This is a genomic window from Pannonibacter sp. I15F10I1 (assembly GCF_900185665.1).
In the GTDB taxonomy this organism is placed as follows: domain Bacteria; phylum Pseudomonadota; class Alphaproteobacteria; order Rhizobiales; family Stappiaceae; genus Pannonibacter; species Pannonibacter indicus.
Genome location: NZ_FYAN01000028.1, coordinates 391,352 through 409,949, shown reverse-complemented (window position 1 = coordinate 409,949; position 18,598 = coordinate 391,352). Strand labels below are relative to the sequence as shown.

17 protein-coding genes are annotated in these 18,598 nt (G+C 62.8%); 7 read left to right on the top strand and 10 right to left on the bottom strand.

Features of this window, described 5'->3' with window-relative positions; genetic code table 11:
* Window positions 1-115: 115 nt before the first annotated feature.
* The 3 genes from zapE to IF10I1_RS20475 all read right to left on the bottom strand — a co-directional run bounded on the left by zapE (window position 116) and on the right by IF10I1_RS20475 (window position 3,326).
* Window positions 116-1,297, bottom strand: a complete 1,182-nt coding sequence (gene zapE, locus IF10I1_RS20485) for a cell division protein ZapE (protein WP_050473382.1) — start codon at window positions 1,295-1,297, stop codon at window positions 116-118.
* A gap of 577 nt (window positions 1,298-1,874) precedes the next feature.
* Window positions 1,875-2,639: a hypothetical protein gene (locus tag IF10I1_RS20480; RefSeq protein WP_186391581.1), complete on the bottom strand. Its 765-nt coding sequence runs from the start codon at window positions 2,637-2,639 to the stop codon at window positions 1,875-1,877.
* 111 nt (window positions 2,640-2,750) lie between these two features.
* Window positions 2,751-3,326, bottom strand: a complete 576-nt coding sequence (locus tag IF10I1_RS20475) for a protease inhibitor Inh/omp19 family protein (RefSeq protein WP_050473384.1) — start codon at window positions 3,324-3,326, stop codon at window positions 2,751-2,753.
* A gap of 192 nt (window positions 3,327-3,518) precedes the next feature.
* On the opposite strand from IF10I1_RS20475, the gene IF10I1_RS20470 reads away from it, so the two are divergent.
* Both IF10I1_RS20470 and IF10I1_RS20465 read left to right on the top strand, forming a co-directional pair.
* Entirely contained in the window at window positions 3,519-4,106 is a 588-nt protein-coding gene (locus tag IF10I1_RS20470; protein ID WP_050473385.1) for a GNAT family N-acetyltransferase, read from the top strand.
* A gap of 996 nt (window positions 4,107-5,102) precedes the next feature.
* Window positions 5,103-6,374, top strand: a complete 1,272-nt coding sequence (locus IF10I1_RS20465) for an OpgC family protein (RefSeq protein WP_256387634.1) — start codon at window positions 5,103-5,105, stop codon at window positions 6,372-6,374.
* Window positions 6,375-6,458: 84 nt separating this feature from the next.
* Here IF10I1_RS20465 and IF10I1_RS20460 read toward each other — a convergent pair whose 3' ends face one another.
* Window positions 6,459-6,731: a DUF1150 domain-containing protein gene (locus IF10I1_RS20460; RefSeq protein WP_174235442.1), complete on the bottom strand. Its 273-nt coding sequence runs from the start codon at window positions 6,729-6,731 to the stop codon at window positions 6,459-6,461.
* A 45-nt stretch (window positions 6,732-6,776) separates the two neighbouring features.
* Window positions 6,777-7,205 (bottom strand): Hsp20 family protein, encoded by a 429-nt coding sequence (locus IF10I1_RS20455; RefSeq protein ID WP_050473386.1) that lies wholly within the window; start codon window positions 7,203-7,205, stop codon window positions 6,777-6,779.
* Window positions 7,206-7,360: 155 nt separating this feature from the next.
* Between IF10I1_RS20455 and IF10I1_RS20450 the strand changes: the two genes are divergently transcribed.
* From IF10I1_RS20450 to IF10I1_RS20440, 3 genes are read left to right on the top strand one after another with little or no spacing between them, the layout of a single operon-like run.
* Window positions 7,361-7,765, top strand: a complete 405-nt coding sequence (locus IF10I1_RS20450; protein WP_186391579.1) for an MmcQ/YjbR family DNA-binding protein — start codon at window positions 7,361-7,363, stop codon at window positions 7,763-7,765.
* 57 nt (window positions 7,766-7,822) lie between these two features.
* Window positions 7,823-9,436: an ATP-binding protein gene (locus IF10I1_RS20445; RefSeq protein WP_186391578.1), complete on the top strand. Its 1,614-nt coding sequence runs from the start codon at window positions 7,823-7,825 to the stop codon at window positions 9,434-9,436.
* Window positions 9,433-10,167: a response regulator transcription factor gene (locus IF10I1_RS20440; protein ID WP_186391577.1), complete on the top strand. Its 735-nt coding sequence runs from the start codon at window positions 9,433-9,435 to the stop codon at window positions 10,165-10,167. The genes IF10I1_RS20445 and IF10I1_RS20440 overlap by 4 nt, the downstream gene beginning before the upstream one ends.
* Here IF10I1_RS20440 and IF10I1_RS20435 read toward each other — a convergent pair.
* The 5 genes from IF10I1_RS20435 to ugpB form a co-directional block, all read right to left on the bottom strand.
* The gene (locus IF10I1_RS20435; RefSeq protein WP_186391576.1) at window positions 10,161-10,733 is read right to left on the bottom strand and encodes a hypothetical protein; all 573 of its coding nucleotides are present in this window, start codon (window positions 10,731-10,733) and stop codon (window positions 10,161-10,163) included. The two genes, IF10I1_RS20440 and IF10I1_RS20435, sit on opposite strands and share 7 nt — an antisense overlap.
* A 257-nt stretch (window positions 10,734-10,990) precedes the next feature.
* Window positions 10,991-12,076: a sn-glycerol-3-phosphate import ATP-binding protein UgpC gene (locus tag IF10I1_RS20430; protein WP_050473390.1), complete on the bottom strand. Its 1,086-nt coding sequence runs from the start codon at window positions 12,074-12,076 to the stop codon at window positions 10,991-10,993.
* Window positions 12,076-12,924 carry a sn-glycerol-3-phosphate ABC transporter permease UgpE gene (gene ugpE / locus IF10I1_RS20425; protein ID WP_050473391.1) on the bottom strand — a complete coding sequence of 283 codons (849 nt, stop codon included), beginning with the start codon at window positions 12,922-12,924 and terminating at the stop codon, window positions 12,076-12,078. The genes IF10I1_RS20430 and ugpE overlap by 1 nt, the downstream gene beginning before the upstream one ends.
* Before the next feature lie 11 nt (window positions 12,925-12,935).
* Window positions 12,936-13,820 (bottom strand): sn-glycerol-3-phosphate ABC transporter permease UgpA, encoded by an 885-nt coding sequence (gene ugpA, locus IF10I1_RS20420; RefSeq protein WP_058898289.1) that lies wholly within the window; start codon window positions 13,818-13,820, stop codon window positions 12,936-12,938.
* A gap of 69 nt (window positions 13,821-13,889) precedes the next feature.
* Window positions 13,890-15,221, bottom strand: a complete 1,332-nt coding sequence (gene ugpB, locus IF10I1_RS20415) for a sn-glycerol-3-phosphate ABC transporter substrate-binding protein UgpB (protein ID WP_050473393.1) — start codon at window positions 15,219-15,221, stop codon at window positions 13,890-13,892.
* A 474-nt stretch (window positions 15,222-15,695) separates the two neighbouring features.
* On the opposite strand from ugpB, the gene IF10I1_RS20410 reads away from it, so the two are divergent.
* Window positions 15,696-17,381 (top strand): Na/Pi cotransporter family protein, encoded by a 1,686-nt coding sequence (locus IF10I1_RS20410; RefSeq protein WP_186391575.1) that lies wholly within the window; start codon window positions 15,696-15,698, stop codon window positions 17,379-17,381.
* Between the two features lie 199 nt (window positions 17,382-17,580).
* Window positions 17,581-18,543: a galactofuranose ABC transporter, galactofuranose-binding protein YtfQ gene (gene ytfQ, locus IF10I1_RS20405; protein ID WP_058898287.1), complete on the top strand. Its 963-nt coding sequence runs from the start codon at window positions 17,581-17,583 to the stop codon at window positions 18,541-18,543.
* Window positions 18,544-18,598: the final 55 nt, after the last annotated feature.

The following is an 18,598-nucleotide window of genomic DNA, read 5'->3' as shown; positions in this document are numbered from 1 at the left end:
CCGATGACTGGGGATGGCACTACTCCCTTTGATCCGCTCACGCAAGCCAATCAAAAGAATATTACGCTAGGACACCTGAAGATTCTGGCGCCCCCTGCGCGCTTACGTGCATGACCTATACGGAATGCATATCAGCGCGTGCATGACTTCTGTTGTCTCCGGACAGGTAAGCCTCGGACCTCATCTCGATGAGACGGGATACTGTCCGGTCGAATTCGAACACCTCTGCCCCGCTTGGCGCCCTGTAGAGGCCATCGGGTTCAACCTCTGCGGTGACCACCGTCTTCACCCCGTTGTCATAGAGTGCATCTATGAGATTGATGAAGCGCTTGGCCTCGTTCCGGCGGGTCTGGTCCATCGCAGGCACATCCTCGATGAAGACCGTATCATAGGTATGGGCGATGCGCAGATAGTCCGCTGCACCCAGCGGTTTTGCGCAGAGATCTGCGAAAGTGAAGCGGGCCACGCCGTTGGCGGCGCGCGGCACGTCAATATGCCGGCCCTTCATGTCCAGCTGCTGGCGCTCTTCCGGAAAGCCGTTCGTGAGCTTCGCCCAGATGCCGTCCGCAGCCGCTTTTGCCGCCTCGCCAAGCGGGCTGATATAGACCTCGGCGCCGCCCAGCTTCTCCATCCGGTAGTCGGTTGGCGAATCGAGCATCAGCACCTCGACCTGTTTCTGCAGCAGGTTGATGAAGGGCATGAAGAGCTGCCGGTTGAGCCCGTCCTTGTAAAGATTGTTGGGTGCAACATTCGACGTTGCAACCATAACAACCCCTCTTGCGAAGAGCTGTGTGAACAGCCGGCCGAGGATCATGGCATCGGCAATATCGGTCACGGAGAACTCGTCAAAGCACAGGAGGCGGGTCTCGGCGGCGATCTGGTCAGCCACCGGGGGGATGGGATCATCCCCCTTCACTTCGCCCCTTTTCAGGGCCTCACGCCAGGCAAAAATGCGCTCATGCGTCTCGGCCATGAACTCATGGAAATGTACCCGGCGCTTGCGGCGGATGACCGTCACTTCCATGAAAAGGTCCATCAGCATGGTCTTGCCACGCCCGACACCGCCCCAGATGTAGAGGCCATGCACGGCGGCCCACATCTCGTTCTTCTTGCGCGCAAACAGCCAGCCCAGCGCACTCTTCTTCGAGGCGAGGCGGACTTCCGCAAGGCGTGCATTGAGGGAATCGAGTTTGCGGACGACTTCCGCCTGAGCGTCGTCACGGGCAATTGCGCCGGATGCAACCAGCGCGTCGTACCTGCTGGCCAGTGCGGTTGCAACCGGCAGATCCATGTTCATCGTCGGCTTCAATGTAGGCTCTCCGCCTGCACCGAATGGCCTTCCGCCTTCCTGTACGGTCTGCCAGACGGGCATCTGCTGCACGACTGCGCACAAGCGCATACAATTTTCCGCTGTTGCGATACGGACAAAGCCACGTCGGCGCAAGCCCCTTCTCCAGCCGGCGCGCGCTTTTTAGCACAAGACGGGCACCCAAACGTAAAGCTTCTTCGTCAATTGCAAGAGGAAAGCGGCAAAAGCGCGGCCTTTCCCGGGCCCGGCGCCTCCGCAACACAACCATCAGAGGCGCCGGCAGGAAGGTGTATCCCGCGGGATTGCAATCGGCACAGTTTCAGGAAAAATGCGGCCAGACGGCTGGTTGGCGGGCACACGTTGCCCGCTCAGCTGCGGGAGACGGCTGGCAGACAGAGTACAGCAATGCGCAGCCGCTCAGACATGCGGCTGCATTCGGATGCTCAGTTTTCCAATGCTCACGTATCACGCCTTGAAATTGCTCAAGCGCCGCACGGGCTCAACCAGCTTACGTGGCATCAGGCTCATCGTGAGCTGGTATCCGTCACTCAGGGACGGCAGGCCGTCACAGGCGCACGAAACGGGATTTGCGGCCGTTCTGCCTTTCATGAAGGCACAGCAGGCGGCCCGCAAGCTCGCGCCCGGCCGGGCTGGCCAGATCAGCCGGCTTGCCGCGGCCATCTGCAATCAGCCAGATGTTGCCGGGCGTCACCATGTCGGCCATGGCGGCTGTTCCCGCCGCAAGGCCGAGCTTCTCTGCGATCCGGGTGACATCCGGCCCATCCGGGTGGCTGAGCCGTTGAAGATCCCGGTGCAGCGCGCCCAGATCGCCCGTATCCAGAATGAAAGTCTGAACCTTGCCGCCGGCCAGCACCGCCAGCCGGTAGAGGCCCGGAAGCGCGGGCACAAGGCGGCTGTTGCAGGGGGTTTCAGTCACGATGCCGATCTCGGTCCATTCGGCGCGAACGGTCAGATTGACCGGCTCCCGCATTTCGCGGGCATGCCGCCGCAACTGATCAAGGTTTTCCTGATGACGCCCGGAGCGCGAGGGCCCGGCATTTTCGGCAGCAGCCGAGGTGCCGGAAATACGCAGACGGCGGAAGACGACCAGATCCCGGCGCAGATCCGTATGATCGACCCGCCAGCCGGCGTCGAGCCAGGCATTCTGGTGCACCAGGCTTCCGCCGGAATTGGCCCACCAGGTCCGGTGCTCCCGGGCACTCATTGGCAGGCTGACGCCGAGGATCATCTCCAGTTCGTCAAGCTTCGCAGCCCAGACGACTTCGTCCAGACGGGCCAGATGTTCACGCAGCGGGTCGTATTTTGCCATGGGCCAGCAGCATCCGATAGTTACACCCCGACACACTTACCCGTTTCCCGTGAAATTTCCGGGAAACGGGTTTGGGGGTGCAAGTCCGTATGCGCTCAGGCGTTTCCGGCTTCAGCGGGAAAGAGATACCGGCATGCCGCCCACGGTCTGGCCGTTGAAGCGCTCGCCGCCTGCGCCGTAGAGCTGGGCCACTGTGGCGCCGGTGCCATCCTTGAGCACGACCTGCTTGCCGCTCAGATCCCAGGCGGCAATACCGGCGAGCGTGCTGTCATTGCAGCCGCGGGTGTTGGCGCGGTAGCCGCCCGACCAGGTGGTCAAGGTCATGAACAGCATGCAATTGGAGCTGCCGGAGGCGATCTTCCAGCCGCCGAGCATGTCGTTGCGTCCCACTTCCGTGGCGCCTGCGGGCGGCGTGACCGAGGCCATGGCACCGGGCGCAGCCGTGCCTGGCTGCGGCGCACCCAGCGGCTGGCCCATGGGCTGGCCGGGCTGCGGCCCGGACATTGACGGGTCGCTCATCACCATGCCCGGCGCAGGCGTGAGCGGCTGCAGCTGACCACCGGCCACCGGCGTCGTCGGGGAAGCCGGCAGCGGCGCCGGAGCCCGGCCGCCATCCATGCCCAGCCGCGAACAGCCGGCCACACCAACGGCAAATGCCAGAACCGCGATCGTTGCAACTCGTGTCATGTCGAATCAGTCCTTCCTGCCCCACAGGGACGTTTAGTCTAACCGCAAGGGCGAAAAATTTCTTCCCCCGCTATGCCCCAATTCACCGTATGGGGCAAACGTGATTGATCCGGACGCCATTCCGCGTCATATATGGTCCAAGTCTATGGAGGACCCAAGGGCGGCGAGTCACTTCACCGAAGGACCGCTGGAATGCCGCACCTTAACAACAATGGCAGCACCAATGGGCGTATCCGCCTCTTGGGCAGCGCCGACAAACATCTCTTCCGTGATCATCTCCTGCGTCTGGACCCAGAGACCCGCCGCAGCCGCTTTGCCATGCTCGTCGGCGACAGCTTTCTGCGGGCCTATGTGGAAACCAGCTTTGCGCTTGATACAGTCATTTACGGCTATTTCGAGGACGGAGTGCTGCGCGGCACGGCAGAATTGCGCCCCGTCGGCAGCGCCGCGGCTGCAGAAGCCGCCTTTTGCGTGGAAGAAGGCTGGCGCGGCATGGGGCTGGGCACCGAACTGATGGAACTGCTGCTGATTGCCGCCAGAGCGCGCGACTGCCAGCATATCTACATGAACTGCCTGGCCACCAACCGCTCCATGCAGGCCCTCGCCCGCAAGTTCTCCGCCGATCTCAGCTTCGAATGCGGCGACGTGGTGGGACACCTTCTGCCGCAGTCCGCCGGCATCCCGCCTGCCGATCCGCTTGGCAACTGGAGCCGCTTTGCCTTCGGCATGGCCCGCAAGGTCTTTGGCCTTACCTCCCACGCCCGGGCCGCAGAAGGCTGACTGTCCGATCCTGCAAAAACAAAGCCAATAAAAACAAAGAAGGGCCGCGCTGGCGGCCCTTCCGTGAGATCGGCTGACCTCGCGTCCGGATCAGATCCCGGCAAAACCTCGCGCTGCCAGAGGCTGCTCCAGCACCGTTCCGTTCCGCCCAGACATCAGGGTCAGGCTCGGGGTCTCACTCGACATGGGCTCACCTCCTTTCAACAGTTGCAGACAGGATGAGCTTAACGCGTACATCCGCAAGCGCAAGATCAATTACCCGTGAATGCCGCTGCGACGAACGAACGCAAGTCCCTGAATTTATTCACCCTCTCCCAGATGCCGCCACAATTTTGCAGATTCTGCGCCGCCAGAGGCAACCAAATGGCGGACCGCCGCGTTCCAGTCCGCATGAAACCCGGTGCACGATGGCGGCAAATTTGGGCGAAGATCGCCACAGATCATCCCCAGATCCGCCATCAGGATCCTGCACTCTGGCTTGTCCAACAGGGAGGCTGCGATGCAGCGGCAATTGCATAGGGCCGGCAGGCTGGCACATGGAGCTGCATTTTCTCATGCCGGTCATGAGCTGGCTAAATCTGTGGAGACCCCTCAGACGGCAGGACCTTTCAGGGTTGAGCATGGGCAGCCGGGGGGCTATGCCTCCCCCACCATGCCCGTGCCAGGCTGGCTTTGCCGCTCTGCTGCACCCGGACTGTCTGCATCTGGACGGGCACGGCGCACCGGCTGCAGGCCAAGAGGCCTGACCGGAGCCTTGCGCGCAAGTCCGGCCGGAGATGTCCGGCCGTCCAAGCCCCACGCCCCTCACCCGGGCCGCAGGCACAGCCGCGACCGCCGGACAGCAATTTGCCGCCCGTGCCACTGCGCGGCGTTGCACATGTTTCATGCCCGGTTCGCGGCCCCGTGCCGCTCCGGCGTGGCATTTCGATCAACTGTCCAGCGGGGAGCCTGAAGCGCTTGACCTTCCATCCGACCCCTCAGTTGCCGGCTCAGGCCGTGCAAAGACCACGAGACATTCGCCTTGATGTGTTTCGTGGCCTTGGCATGTTCATCATCTTCATCTCCCATCTGCCGCAGAGCTGGTGGGCGAACTGGATTCCGGCGCGCTTCGGCTTTTCCGACGCCACGGAGATCTTCGTTTTCTGCTCCGGCATGGCCTCGGCCATTGCCTTCGGCAAGATCTTCGACCAGAGCGGCATGCTGATGGGCACCGCCCGCATCGGCCACCGCATGTGGCAGGTCTACTGGGCGCATATCTGCCAGTTCCTGGTGATCGCCGCAGGCCTTGCCGCGCTCATGAACAGCGGCTATCTGGAGCGCTGCTGCGGGCTCAAGGAAGATTACGTGCAGGCTCTGAACCTGCGCTATTTCTTCAATGATCCGGTGGGCAACCTGCCGGGCCTGCTCAGCCTCACCTATGTGCCGAACTACTTCGACATCCTGCCGATGTATGTGGCGCTGCTCGCCATGGTGCCGGTGATGATGTTCATCGCCGCCAAGAGCCGCATTGCCTTCTTTGCAGCGATGATCGGCATGTGGGTTGCCGCCACCCTGCATCTGGTCAGCTTTCCGGCCGAGCCCTGGTCGAACCGCCAGTGGTTCTTCAACCCCTTCGCCTGGCAGCTGGTGTTCTTCACCGGTTTTGCCTTCATGAAGGGCTGGATTCCGGCGCCTCCCGTCGACCGGCGCCTTGTCTGGCTGGCGGTTGCGCTGGTTCTGGTCAGCATCCCCTTCACCAATTTCCGGATCTACGAGGCTGTGCCGGGCTTCCAGGCGCTGCGGGATGCCTCAAGGCCGCTCTGGATCAAGACCGACCTCGGCATCCTCCGCTATATCCACTTCCTGGCGCTGGCCTATATCGCCTATGTCGCCGTGGGCCCCAACGGCGTGCGGCTGCATGCCGAGGGGCGCATTACCGGCCCGGTGGTGGCCGTGCTGCGCAAGGTGGGCCAGCAGTCGCTGCCGGTGTTCCTCGCCAGCCTTCCCATCGCCCAGGCCACGGCGATCCTGCGCGACATGGCAGGCGGACGCGGTGACTGGCTGATCCAGGCCATTTCCAACATTGCAGGCCTCGCCGCCATTGCGGCCGTCGCTTATATCGCTGCCTGGTTCAAGAGCCAGCCCTGGCGCAAGGTGCCCAAGCCTGCTCCGGCACCGCTGCCGGCCAAGCCCCCTGTTGCGGCTCCGTCCGGCCGGACCGCCGTTCCCGCCTACGGGCCGCCGGCACGGCCTTCGCGGACACCGGGCGCCCTGCCGCAAGGTGCCTGAACGCGCCAGCCAGATCCCTTCAAACGCAAAAGGCGCAGCTTCACGGGCTGCGCCTTTTCTCTATTCTGGTCTGGCGGCTGCCGGTCAGTGAACCGACAGCATGGTCAGGTCGTGCTCGTAGGCATTGGCGATGGCCGCCTCGCGGCTGTCGGCCACGATGATCGGCGTGCCGTCCGCGTTGAGCAGCGCCCACAGGCGCAAGCCCCTGGCGATATGGGCCGCACCGGGGAAAAGCCGGGCAAGATCATCGGAACTCATCTGGCGCAGATAACCCACCTGTCCGGCGCCGAGCCGTGCGAACAGCTCCGGCGTCAGGTCATGCGGGTCCATTGCGCGTTCATTGGTGTCGCGCGTCATGGCATTGTCTCCTTGATTGGGCGGCAGACCCTGCCCCCTTGAAAGTCAGTCCCTTGCAGTGATCTCAATCCGGCGCACCACGCGTTCGGGCTCCGGACGGACAAGATCGATCGACAAAAGCCCATCCTTGAGATCGGCTCCGAGGATTTCGATGCCCTCCGCCAGCACGAAGGCGCGCTGGAACTGGCGGGCAGCGATGCCGCGATGCAGATACTGCCGGGACTTGTCTTCGGACTGGCGCCCGCGAATCACCAGCTGGCGCTCCTCCACGGAGACATCGAGCTGATCACGGGTGAAGCCTGCCACGGCCAGCGTGATGCGAATGACTTCGCCATGCTCGTCCGACTTGGGAAGACGTTCGATATTATAGGGCGGATAGCCGTCATTGGCGGCTTTTGACACCCGGTCGAGAACCCGTTCAATGTCGTCGAAGCCGAGCATGAACGGGCTTGAAAACGCTGACATTCGCGTCATCGTCAAAGTCCTCTACAAAGCGACCTTGAGAACCGGACCCTCTCTTGAGGCATCCGGAGCCGGGGTGCCAATCACCCCGCTTGTCCTCAATATGGCGGCTGGCGACAGCAGTTTCAAGCAAGGGGCAGCAGCGCCCTGCACAGGGGAGACCAAACATGGCTAACAAAAAGGCTCATGAAGAGCACATCGCAGACGAAGCGTCCGGCCGGGCCACCAGAGCAAGGTACGACAGCTTCTGCGCCTCGCTGCCTGCCACCACCCACGTCATTCAATGGGAAGGGGCGTCCGTCTGGAAGGTCGGCGGCAAGATCTTTGCCATCTGGTCTGACTGGAAGGGCACGCCCGCCGTCAGCTTCAAGTGCTCGGACATGGCCTATCAGATGCTGAGCGAACAGCCCGGCCTTGCTCCCGCCCCCTATCTCGCCCGCGCCAAATGGATCCAGCTGCATGAGCTTGATGCGCTGAGCGAAACCGATCTCTTCGCCTATATCCGCGCCGCCCACAGCCTCGTTGCCGCCAAACTCACCCGCAAGCTCCGGCTCGAACTGGGGCTGGGATGAGACGCGGCTGTCCCCATATGTAATGAGCCCCACGCGAAGGGCGGCCACCGTATAAGAATGTTCGACAGCCAGATCCAGGAGCCCGCCCTGCTGCCACTAGCCAAGCCACAGCCCAGTTTTCTGCGCAGTCTGAGACTGTCCTTTGCCTTGCTGGCGGGGCTGGCGGTGATTTTCGCCGGTTTTGCCTGGCAGATCTTTGATCTGACTGCCGAGAGAGTGCTGCGCAGCCGGGCGAGCAGCGATCTGATGGCCGAGTTTCTGGAACTGCGTTCCGACCGGCGGCTGCTGCAGCTGCGGATTGTTTCCGGACCAGACCCGGCACAGCCGCTGGAACAGGAAGCCTCAACCTTGCTGGACCGGATGGAGGCACGGCTCGACCGTATCGGGCAGCTTGCGAAAACCTCCCGGAGCGCCAATGGTACGGATGACGGTCTGGACGCAGACGCCCGGCGCCAGGAGCAGGCACTCGCAAGCCTCAGGGGTGCCCTTGCCCGGAAACGCGTCGAGGTCATGGCGCTCGCCCGTGGCGAGCCCCCCGCAGCGGAGCAGCAAGTCTCTTCCCCAACTCTGGTGGATGATGGTTTCGGCGGGATTCTTGACCGCAGCATAGCTGCGGAGGAGACCGCCATCGAGCGCAAGCGGGCTGCCGTCAATGGCATGCTGGCAGAGTTGCGCATCGCCGTCTGGGTCTCGATCTCGGCTTTCATCGCCATCAGCCTCGGCATGGCTTTCCTTTTGTCCCGCCGGCTGCAGGCACCCATCCAGCTGCTGTCCAAGGGGCTCCGGGCCATGCGCGCCGGAGAACTCAGCCACCGGATTCCGGTTCTGCGCGAGGACGAATTTGGAGGTCTCGCCGATGATGCCAACACAATGGCGGCGGAGCTGCGGAAGGCGCAGGAGAGCGAGCGCCAGTTGCTGGCCTCGCTGGAATCGGAAGTCTCCTTGCGCACCGCCGATCTGCGGCGGGCGCTCGCGGATCTGGAACAGACCGAACTGCGCCGCCGCGAATTGATGGGCAACATCGGCCACGAGCTGCGCACACCCCTTACCGTTCTGCATGGGGAGGCACAGGTGGCCCTGCGCAAGGGGCCGCGCACCGTCGAGGAGTATCAGGAAGTCCTTGGCCAGATCCTCATGTCCAGCCGCCAGCTGGGCCGGATGATCGATGACCTGCTGATGCTTGCCCGCGAAGAGGATGCAAGCCTGACGCTGTCTGTCCAGCCGCTCAACCCCGAGATGGAAGTGAAGGCCGCCATCCGGCTTTTCGGCGGAAACAGCAAGCGCACGCGCTGGCTGCCCTCCGGCATGACCAGCCGCCGCGTGATGGCCGACCCCCTGCGGCTGCAGCAGGCGGCGGGCGCGCTTCTGGACAATGCGCTGCACTATTCGGACAGTACGGTGAAGCTGGCCTCGCGCTGGCAGGACGGCCAGTGGTCGCTTGCCGTGATTGACGAGGGCATCGGCATAGATCCGGAAGATTTGCCCCATGTGCGGGACCGTTCCTACCGGGGGGGCCTCGCCCGGGAAAGGCGTCCGGGCGGTCTTGGCCTTGGCCTTGCCATTACGGAAGACCTGATTGTCCGCATGGGGGGCAGCCTGCATCTGGAGACCGGCGAAACCGGCCGCGGCACCATCGCCACCCTCACCCTGCCGGAGATGAAACCTGCATGACGCATGTGCTGCTGATCGAGGATGATACCAGGATCGCCGGATTTCTGACCCGGGGCCTGCGGGCTGAGGGCTTCAATGTCCGGCATGCAGCCAATGGCAGCGACGGGCTGCAGGCGGCGCGCGAGTTGCAGGCAGGCGGCGAGCGCGCTGTCGTGATCCTCGACCTGATGCTTCCCGATATTCACGGGCTTGACCTGTGCCGCACTCTGCGGCGGCAGGGAATCGGACTGCCCGTGCTGATGCTGACAGCCATGCGCGAAACCACCGACCGGGTCACCGGCTTGCGGATGGGCGCAGATGACTATCTGTGCAAGCCCTTCGACTTCGAGGAGCTGCTGGCGCGGATCGAAGCCCTTACCCGCCGGGCAGGACTGCCGCAGGCAAGTGCCGGTCCGGCCGGCAGCACACAGGTGACGCGCCTTGGAAGCCTGCTGCTGGACCGCAATGCCATGACAGCCACATGCCGGGGAACGCCGCTGGATCTGACGGCAACCGAACTGCGCATGCTGATGACCTTCGCCGCAGCACCCGGGCGGCTGTTCTCGCGCGAGCGGCTGCTGGCGGAGGTGTGGGAGGCGGACAGGGACCCGCTGACGAATGTCATTGATGTCTATGTGGCACGGCTGCGCAAGAAAATCGGGAAGGGCCCGGATCTTCCAAAGATCCAGACCCTTCGGGGACTTGGCTACCGGCTTATCCTACCTTCAGACAGTGCGGACCCGGCTCACTGAGCAGGGGTGTTGGGCAGCGACGAGTGGTGCACCATGATCTGCAGCTTGCCCGACGCGTCACGGACGTATCCCCAGGTCTTGTCCACCTCGACGATACCGCCGTCCTTGCTGGTGAAACGGACCTTGCCCATGGTCTGCGCCGTTTCATCAGAGATGAAGATCGCGGCATTTTCGATCTGCACGTCCGTCCAGCCCTGCAGCGCGAAGCCCTTGTCCTTGGGATAGTCCGGGTTCTGGCCAACGAAGTAGGAAATGGCTCCCTCCTGCGTGGTCCGGAACGTCTGCGGGGTCTCCGTCAGGGTCGGCTTGAAGAGGACGGGGCCGATCTCATATCCATAAAGCTCGCCCACGCGCTTGACGGCGATTTCCTTTGCCTTGTCCGGTTCACCGGCCGCGCCGATCTCCAGAAGGGCATCGGCCCAGGCACGCTGAGCGGCCTCGACTTCCGCCTGGGTGATTTCCGAAGCGGGGAAGATGGTGGCCGTGACGGCCATGGCAGGGACGGCAAAGGACAGGGCAAGGCCTGCCAGCAGGCCAGTGGCGGTAAGGCGGGTTGACGTCAGCATTTTCATCTCCTCGTGTTCAGGCGTCTTGCCTGAAGGAGATGTAGCTCCCCATCCTGTCATACGTCTGAGCCGAACATGAACGCTGGATGAAAAACACCTGCCGCGCGTTCATGGACAATCCCCCGTCCCTTTCAGCCTCCGGTCCCTTTCAGCCTCCGGATGCCGGTGCCGCACGGGCTTGATCACGCTGCGGCCGGCCCCGGACATGCAAAGGCCCGGCGCAGGGCCGGGCCTTCAGATCAGCGGGCGTGCCGTGATCAGTCTTCGATGCGCTTGCCCGTTGCCTTGTCGAAGGCATGGAGTTTGGCGGCGCTGGCGGTGAAGCTGACGCGCTGGCCAAGCTCGTAGCGGGCATGGGCGGGCACGCGGATGACCACCTGCGGCCCGGTTTCGCTGCCCACGGTGCCATAGAGGAAGCTTTCGGCCCCCACCGGCTCCAGCACACCGGCCACCACGTCCAGCGTCAGACCGCCCGCTTCCGCAGGCTGCTCGCTGGCGAGGGTCAGATGCTCCGGCCGCACGCCGAGGATGACCTCTGCGCCCTTGCCCATGTCCGGCGCATCAAGACCGGCACCGCCCGGCAGTGACAGGCGGCCATTGGCGGAAGCCGTCGTGATCAGGTTCATGGCCGGAGAGCCGATGAACGAGGCCACGAAAGTGGACGCGGGGCGTTCATAGACGGAGATCGGATCGCCGATCTGCTCGATCTGGCCGCCGTTCAGCACCACCAGCCGGTCGGCCAGCGTCATGGCTTCGAGCTGGTCATGCGTCACATAGACGGAGGTGGTGGCCAGCGACTTCTGCAGGCGCTTGATTTCCACGCGCATCTGCACGCGCAGCTTGGCATCGAGGTTCGACAGCGGCTCATCGAAGAGGAAGGCCGCCGGCTCGCGCACGATGGCACGGCCCATGGCGACGCGCTGGCGCTGGCCGCCGGAAAGCGCCTTGGGCTTGCGGTCGAGATAGGCGCCGATTTCCAGGATGCGCGCAGCTTCCTTGACGCGGCGGTCGATCTCGTCCTTCGGCACACCGCGGTTGCGCAGGCCATAGGCGAGGTTGTTGTAGACCGTCATATGCGGATAGAGCGCATAGTTCTGGAACACCATGGCGATGTCGCGCTCGGACGGGTCCACGCGGTTCACCACCCGGTCGCCGATGCGGATGTCGCCGGAGGAGATTTCCTCAAGCCCCGCGATCATGCGCAGCAGGGTGGACTTGCCGCAGCCGGAAGGGCCGACCAGCACGATGAACTCGCCGTCGGCAATGTCCATGGACACGCCTTTGACCGCTTCGACGCCGCCGGCATAGACCTTGCGGACGTTATCAAGAGTGATGGTAGCCATTACTTTTCCGTCTCCACGAGACCTTTGACGAAGAGTTTCTGCATGACGATGACGACGATGACCGGCGGCAGCATGGCCAGCACGGCGGTGGTCATCACCAGATGCCATTGCGGATGCGCATCAGCCACGTCGGCCATGCGCTTGATGCCCATGACGATCGTGTAATAGGACGTGTCGGTGGTCACCAGCAGCGGCCAGAGATACTGGTTCCAGCCGTAGATGAAGAGAATGACGAAGAGCGCCGCGATATTCGTCCGGCTCAGCGGCAGCAGGATGTCGCGGAAGAACTTCATCGGGCCTGCCCCGTCCACACGCGCGGCTTCCATCAGTTCCTCGGGCACCGTCAGGAAGAACTGGCGGAAGAGGAACGTCGCCGTTGCCGAGGCGATCAGCGGAATGGCAAGGCCGGAGTAGCTGTTCAGCATGCCCAGATCCGCCACCACCTTGTAGGTGGGCAGGATGCGCACTTCCACCGGCAGCATCAGGGTGATGAAAATCAGCCAGAAGGCCAGCTGGCGGAAGGGGAAGCGGAAATAGACGATGGCGAAGGCCGAGATGATCGAGATGGTGATCTTCCCGATGGCGATCGCCAGGGCCATGATCAGCGAGTTGAACATCATCGGCCCGAGCGGCGGGGCGCCGGCCGAGCTGTTGCCGCTCGTCATCATGGTGGTGAAATTGGCAATCGCCTCGTTGCCCGGCAGCATGGGGATGACGCCGGTCATGAAGTCACTCGGGCCATGGGTGGAGGCAATCACCGCCACATAGACCGGGAAGGCGACGATGAAGAGGCCCGTCAGCAGCACAAGATGCGTGAGGACGGTCAGCCAGGGTTTGTTCTCAACCATTTGCGCCTCTCTCAGTAAGCCACGCGCCGCTCGATGAAGCGGAACTGGATGATGGTGAGCACGATGACGATCGCCATCAGAATGACGGACTGAGCCGCCGAGGAGCCAAGGTTGAGGCCGACGAAGCCGTCGGAATAGACCTTGTAGACGAGAATGTTGGTGGCCTGCGCCGGGCCGCCCTTGGTGGTCGCATCAATCACCGGGAAGGTGTCGAACATCGCATAGACGAAGTTGACGACCATCAGGAAGAAGGTGGTGGGCGAGAGCAGCGGCAGCACGATGGTGAAGAAGCGCTTCACCGGACGGGCGCCGTCAATGGCTCCTGCTTCCAGCAGCGACTGCGGAATGGACTGAAGCCCCGCCAGGAAGAAAATGAAGTTGTAGGAGATCTGCTTCCAGCTTGCGGCGAGGATCACGAGGATCATCCCGTCCACCTTGCTGGTGCTGTGGTTCCAGTTGTAGCCGAGCCCATGCAGCAGATAGGGGAAGATGCCGATGGACGGGTTGAACATGAACCACCACAGGATGCCCGCCACCGCAGGGGCCACCGCATAGGGCCAGACCAGCAGGGTGGAATAGACATTGCGCGAGCGGATCAGGCTGTTGACCGCCACGGCCAGCACGAGCGCCAGACCCAGCGACAGCAGCGCCGTCGAAACGGCGAAGATCGCCGAAACATAGAGCGAATTCAGATAGGTGGGATCTGCCAGCAGGCGGATGTAATTGTCCACCCCGACAAACGTGGTCTTGAAGCCGAAGGCATCCTCTCTGAGGAACGACTGCCAGATCGCCTGGCTTGCCGGCCAGAGGAAGAAGATACCCGTGATCGCAAGCTGCGGCGCCAGCAAGAGATAGGGCAGCAGCCTGTTGGGAAAGATGGCGCGTTTTGTCTGCATGGGTCCCACCCTGAACGCAAAAAGAAGCAAGCCCGCGCGGGAAGCGCGGGCTTGCTTGCCGTTTCCGGCTTACTTGTTGGCTGCTTCGAACTCGCGGATCAGCGCATTACCGCGCTTGACGAGGTCATCGAGAGCCTGCTGCGAGGTCTTCGAACCGCTGAGCAGCTGCTCGAACTCTTCGTCGATGATCGCACGAATCTGGACGTAGTTGCCGAAGCGCAGGCCCTTGGAGTTAGCGGTCGGGGCATTCAGCGTCATCTGCTTGATGGAGACGTCAGCGCCCGGGTTCTTCTCGTAGTAGCCCTGTTCCGTGGACAGGTCATAGGCAGCCTGCGTGATCGGCAGGTAACCGGTGGCCTGGTGCCATTCAGCCTGAACTTCAGCGGAGGACAGGTAGCTGAAGAAGGAGGCTACGCCCTTGTATTCCTCAGCCTGCTTGCCCTGCAGCACCCACAGGGTGGCGCCGCCGATGATCGAGTTCTGCGGAGCGCCCTGAACGTCGCTGTAATAGGGCAGCATGCCAACGCCGACCTTGAAGTCCTTGGCGTTTGCGTTCACGGCGGCGCGGGCAGCCGAGGAGTTCATGTAGATGGCGCATTCCTGCGAGTAGAACTTCGGGGGGGCGTCGTTGCCGCCGGCCGGGCCGCCGTACTGGAAGATGCCCTCGTCCTGCCACTTCTTCAGGTTGCCCCAGTGACGGGCCTGGGTCTCGCCGTTCAGCGTCAGCTCGGTGCCGAGGCCGCCGAAGCCGTTTTCCAGGGTGCCGATCGGCAGGTTGTGCCAGGCAGAGAAGTTTTCGGTCTGCGCCCAGGAAACCCAGGCCGTGGTGAAGCCGCACTTGGCAGCGCCGGATTCCATGATCTTCTTGGAGAAGCTCTCAAGCTCTTCCCAGGTCTTCGGCGGGGTTTCCGGATCAAGGCCAGCCTTCTCGAAGACGTCCTTGTTGTAATAGAGCACCGGGGTGGAGGAGTTGAACGGCATGGACAGCATGTTGCCGTCCGTGTCGGTGTAGTAGCCGACGACGGCCGGCAGGAAGGCCTTCGGATCAAAGGCTTCGCCAGCGTCAGCCATCAGCTGGTAGACCGGATAGACGGCGCCCTTGGCGGCCATCATGGTGCCGGTGCCGACTTCGAACACCTGAACGATGTGCGGCTGCTGGCCGGCGCGGAAGGCGGCGATGGCGGCCGTCATGGTCTCGGCGTAGCTGCCCTTGTAGGTCGGGACAACCTTGTACTCGCTCTGGGTGGCGTTGTACTTGGTGGCGATATCTTCAAGCTTCTGGCCCAGTTCACCGCCCATGGCGTGCCACCAGGTGATTTCCGTGGCAGCGAACGAAACGGAAGTGGTGCCCATGAGGGCGGCAGCGGCAAAGAGGCCGGCTGCGATATGACGCTTAGCCATTGGTTTTCTGCTCCCTAACAAGGAACCGCCCCGCTCCACGGGTCCGGCTCCACACAGCGCTTGGAACACTCGAACCGGGCCTGAAAGACGGGCTTTCCGGCTGCAGTCTGTGTTTGTCCCCGCGCTTCTTATTATGTTCATATGAACGGCATATGTCGCTCATATGAACGTTGTACGACAGTTCCTTGAACAGGACAACGGCCATGTCCGGCCCCCTCCTCCCGAAGGGGCATAAAGACATGCAACCCTGAGCGCCAAATCACCACGGCAGCGCCGCACCACAGGCATCGCCCTTGCCAAGTCTCATTAATTTTGCCAGCTTATTTTCTTTTTGATGTCAAAATGGCGCGTTTCAGCGGCATTTTTCCTTCTCCGCCTTATCATTTGCATCATTCGGGCGTATGAAGGAACAACAGGTTGTGCAGTGCGTATACAATCAGCCTTCCCGTTTGACGGGCTATTCTTGGAGCCGCCATGCATCCCTTTCTCGTCATCCTGCATCTGGCTGCGGCCGTCATGCTTCTGCTCTGGGCTGTCCGGATGGTGCGCACCGGTATGGAGCGGGCGCATGGGCCTGCTCTGCGCGATGCGCTGAGGCAGGCAAAGGGCGGGCGCTTCGGCATGGCGTTCGCCGGCATGGTTCTGGCCATCCTGCTGCAAAGCTCCACGGCCGTGGGCGTGCTGGCCGCGGGCTTTGCCGCCAGCGGGTTGCTGGGTGCCTCCATGGGGCTCGCTGCGCTTCTGGGGGCGGACCTTGGGTCTGCGCTGGTGGTGCGCATTCTGGCCTTCGATCTCTCCGAGCTCATTCCGCTGCTGCTGCTGACAGGCTGCGTGCTGTTCCTCAAGTTTGAAGCCCGGCAGGTGCGCCAGCTGGGCCGCATCATTCTGGGCATCGGCTTCGTGCTGCTGTCGCTGAAGATGATCGGTGAGGCGACCGCGCCCCTGCGCCACAGCGAGGCATTGCCGGCGGTGATCACCTATCTGCAGGGCGACCCGCTCACCGCCTTCGCCCTGGCCGCATTGCTGACCTGGGCCATGCATTCCTCTGTCGCCATGGTGCTGCTGATCGCCAGCCTTGCCGGCGCGGGCCTGCTGCCGTTCAATGCGGCCCTGCCGATGGTTCTGGGTGCCAATATGGGCGCAGGCCTGATTGCCGTGTGGCTGACGCGCGGGCTCAGCATCGAGGCGCGCCGCATCCCCATGGGCAACCTTGTATTTCGTGCGGCCGGGTCTGCCGCCGTGCTGCTCACGCTTTGGATGGCCAGCCCGCCGCTGGACTGGCTCGGCGCTGCCCCGGAAAGCCGCATCGTCAACGCCCATGTGCTGTTCAATGCCGTTCTGCTGGTGCTGGCGCTGCCCTTTACCGGGCCGATGCAGGCTCTGACGGCGCTGATTCTGCCCCGTCCGCCGGTGGTGGCGGACCCGGTGCAGACGCGCCCGCGCTCCGCGCTGGACCGCTCGACCGTCAGGATCCCCAGCCTTGCCCTGGCTTCGGCCAAACGCGAGCTGCTGCTGATGGGCGAAACGGTGGAACAGATGTACCGGCCAGTCATCGACCTTCTGGCCGGGGCGCAGGACGGCCAGATTGCCGCGCTGCGCGCCCTTGATGAGGAGGTCAACCGGCGGCACACCGAGATCAAGCTGTTCATTGCCGAGGTGAACCGGGGCGAGCTGAAGCAGGAAGATGCCCGGCGCAGCATCGAGCTGACCGACTTTGCCATCAACCTGGAGCATATCGGCGACATCATCGCCAAGATGCTGCTGCCGCTGGCCGAGGAGCGCAACCGGCTGGGCTTGCGCTTCTCCGACGAAGGCTGGGCCGAGATCACCCGCCTGCACGAGCGGGTTCTGGCCAACATGCAGATGGCGATGAATGTGCTGATATCCGCCGACATCGATTCAGCCGAGCAGTTGATGCGTGAGAAGGAAGTCCTGCGCAAACTGGAGCGCGACAGCCAGAACCGCCACCTGAAGCGGCTGCAGACCGGCAATCCGGCCAGCATGGCGACCTCGAACATGCATCTGGAGCTGGTGCGGGCCTTCAAGGAGATCAACTCCTTGCTGGTCACCGTCGCCCATCCTATCCTCGCCGAACAGGGCCTGATCCTCGAAAGCCGCCTCGCCGGGCGCAGCAGCCAGATGCAGGAGCAGACGGCCTGAGAAAATTCAGGCCTCTCTGCTCCGAAAAATTCTCATATATTTCAAAATTTTATCTGCATCATTCGGGCATCCGGCGCTGCGCGCTTTCGCACATGCACAATGCAATGTTGCATCAGGACTCAAACACCATCTTTACAATAATAATATAGTATGATTTTTTGATTTCCGGCCACGGCCATTCGTGTTCTGGGAGGAACCAATGAAATTGAAGACAGCTCTGGCGGGCATGACGATGCTCGCAACGGTCGCGCTTGCCTCCACCTCAGCCATGGCGCTGACGGTCGGCTTTTCGCAGATCGGATCTGAATCCGGCTGGCGCGCCGCCGAGACGACCCTGACCCGCCAGCAGGCGGAACAGCGCGGCATCGACCTGAAGTTCGCCGATGCCCAGCAGAAGCAGGAAAACCAGATCAAGGCGCTGCGCTCCTTCATCGCACAGGGCGTGGATGCCATCCTGCTCGCACCTGTCGTCGCCACCGGCTGGGACGCGGTGCTGAAGGAAGCCAAGGAAGCGGAAATTCCGGTGATCCTTCTCGACCGCATGGTCGACAGCGACAAGGACCTGTACCTGACGGCCGTGGGGTCCGATCTGGTGCATGAAGGCTCCGTCGCCGGCGAATGGCTGGTCAAGGAAGTGAACGGCAAGCCGTGCAACGTGGTGGAGCTGCAGGGCACGACCGGCTCATCCCCCGCCATCGACCGCAAGAAGGGCTTCGAGCAGGCGCTGGCCGGGCATGACAACCTGAAGATCATCCGCAGCCAGACCGGCGACTTCACCCGCACCAAGGGCAAGGAAGTCATGGAAAGCTTCCTCAAGGCGGAAAACGGCGGCAAGAACATCTGTGCGCTTTATGCCCACAATGACGACATGGCTGTCGGCGCCATTCAGGCCATCAAGGAAGCAGGCCTGAAGCCGGGCACCGACATTCTCGTCGTCTCCATCGACGCCGTGCCGGATATTTTCCTCGCCATGGCCGCCGGTGAAGCCAATGCCACGGTGGAACTGACGCCGAACATGGCAGGCCCCGCCTTCGACGCGCTGGAAGCCTTCCGCAAGGACGGCACTTTGCCTGCAAAGTTCATCCAGACGGAATCGAAGCTCTACACCAAGGCTGACGACCCGCAGAAGGTCTACGAAGAGAAGAAGGACCTCGGCTACTGAGCCGGTCCTGATCGGGGGACCGGCAGACACCCTCCTGCCGGTCCTCCAGCTTCAG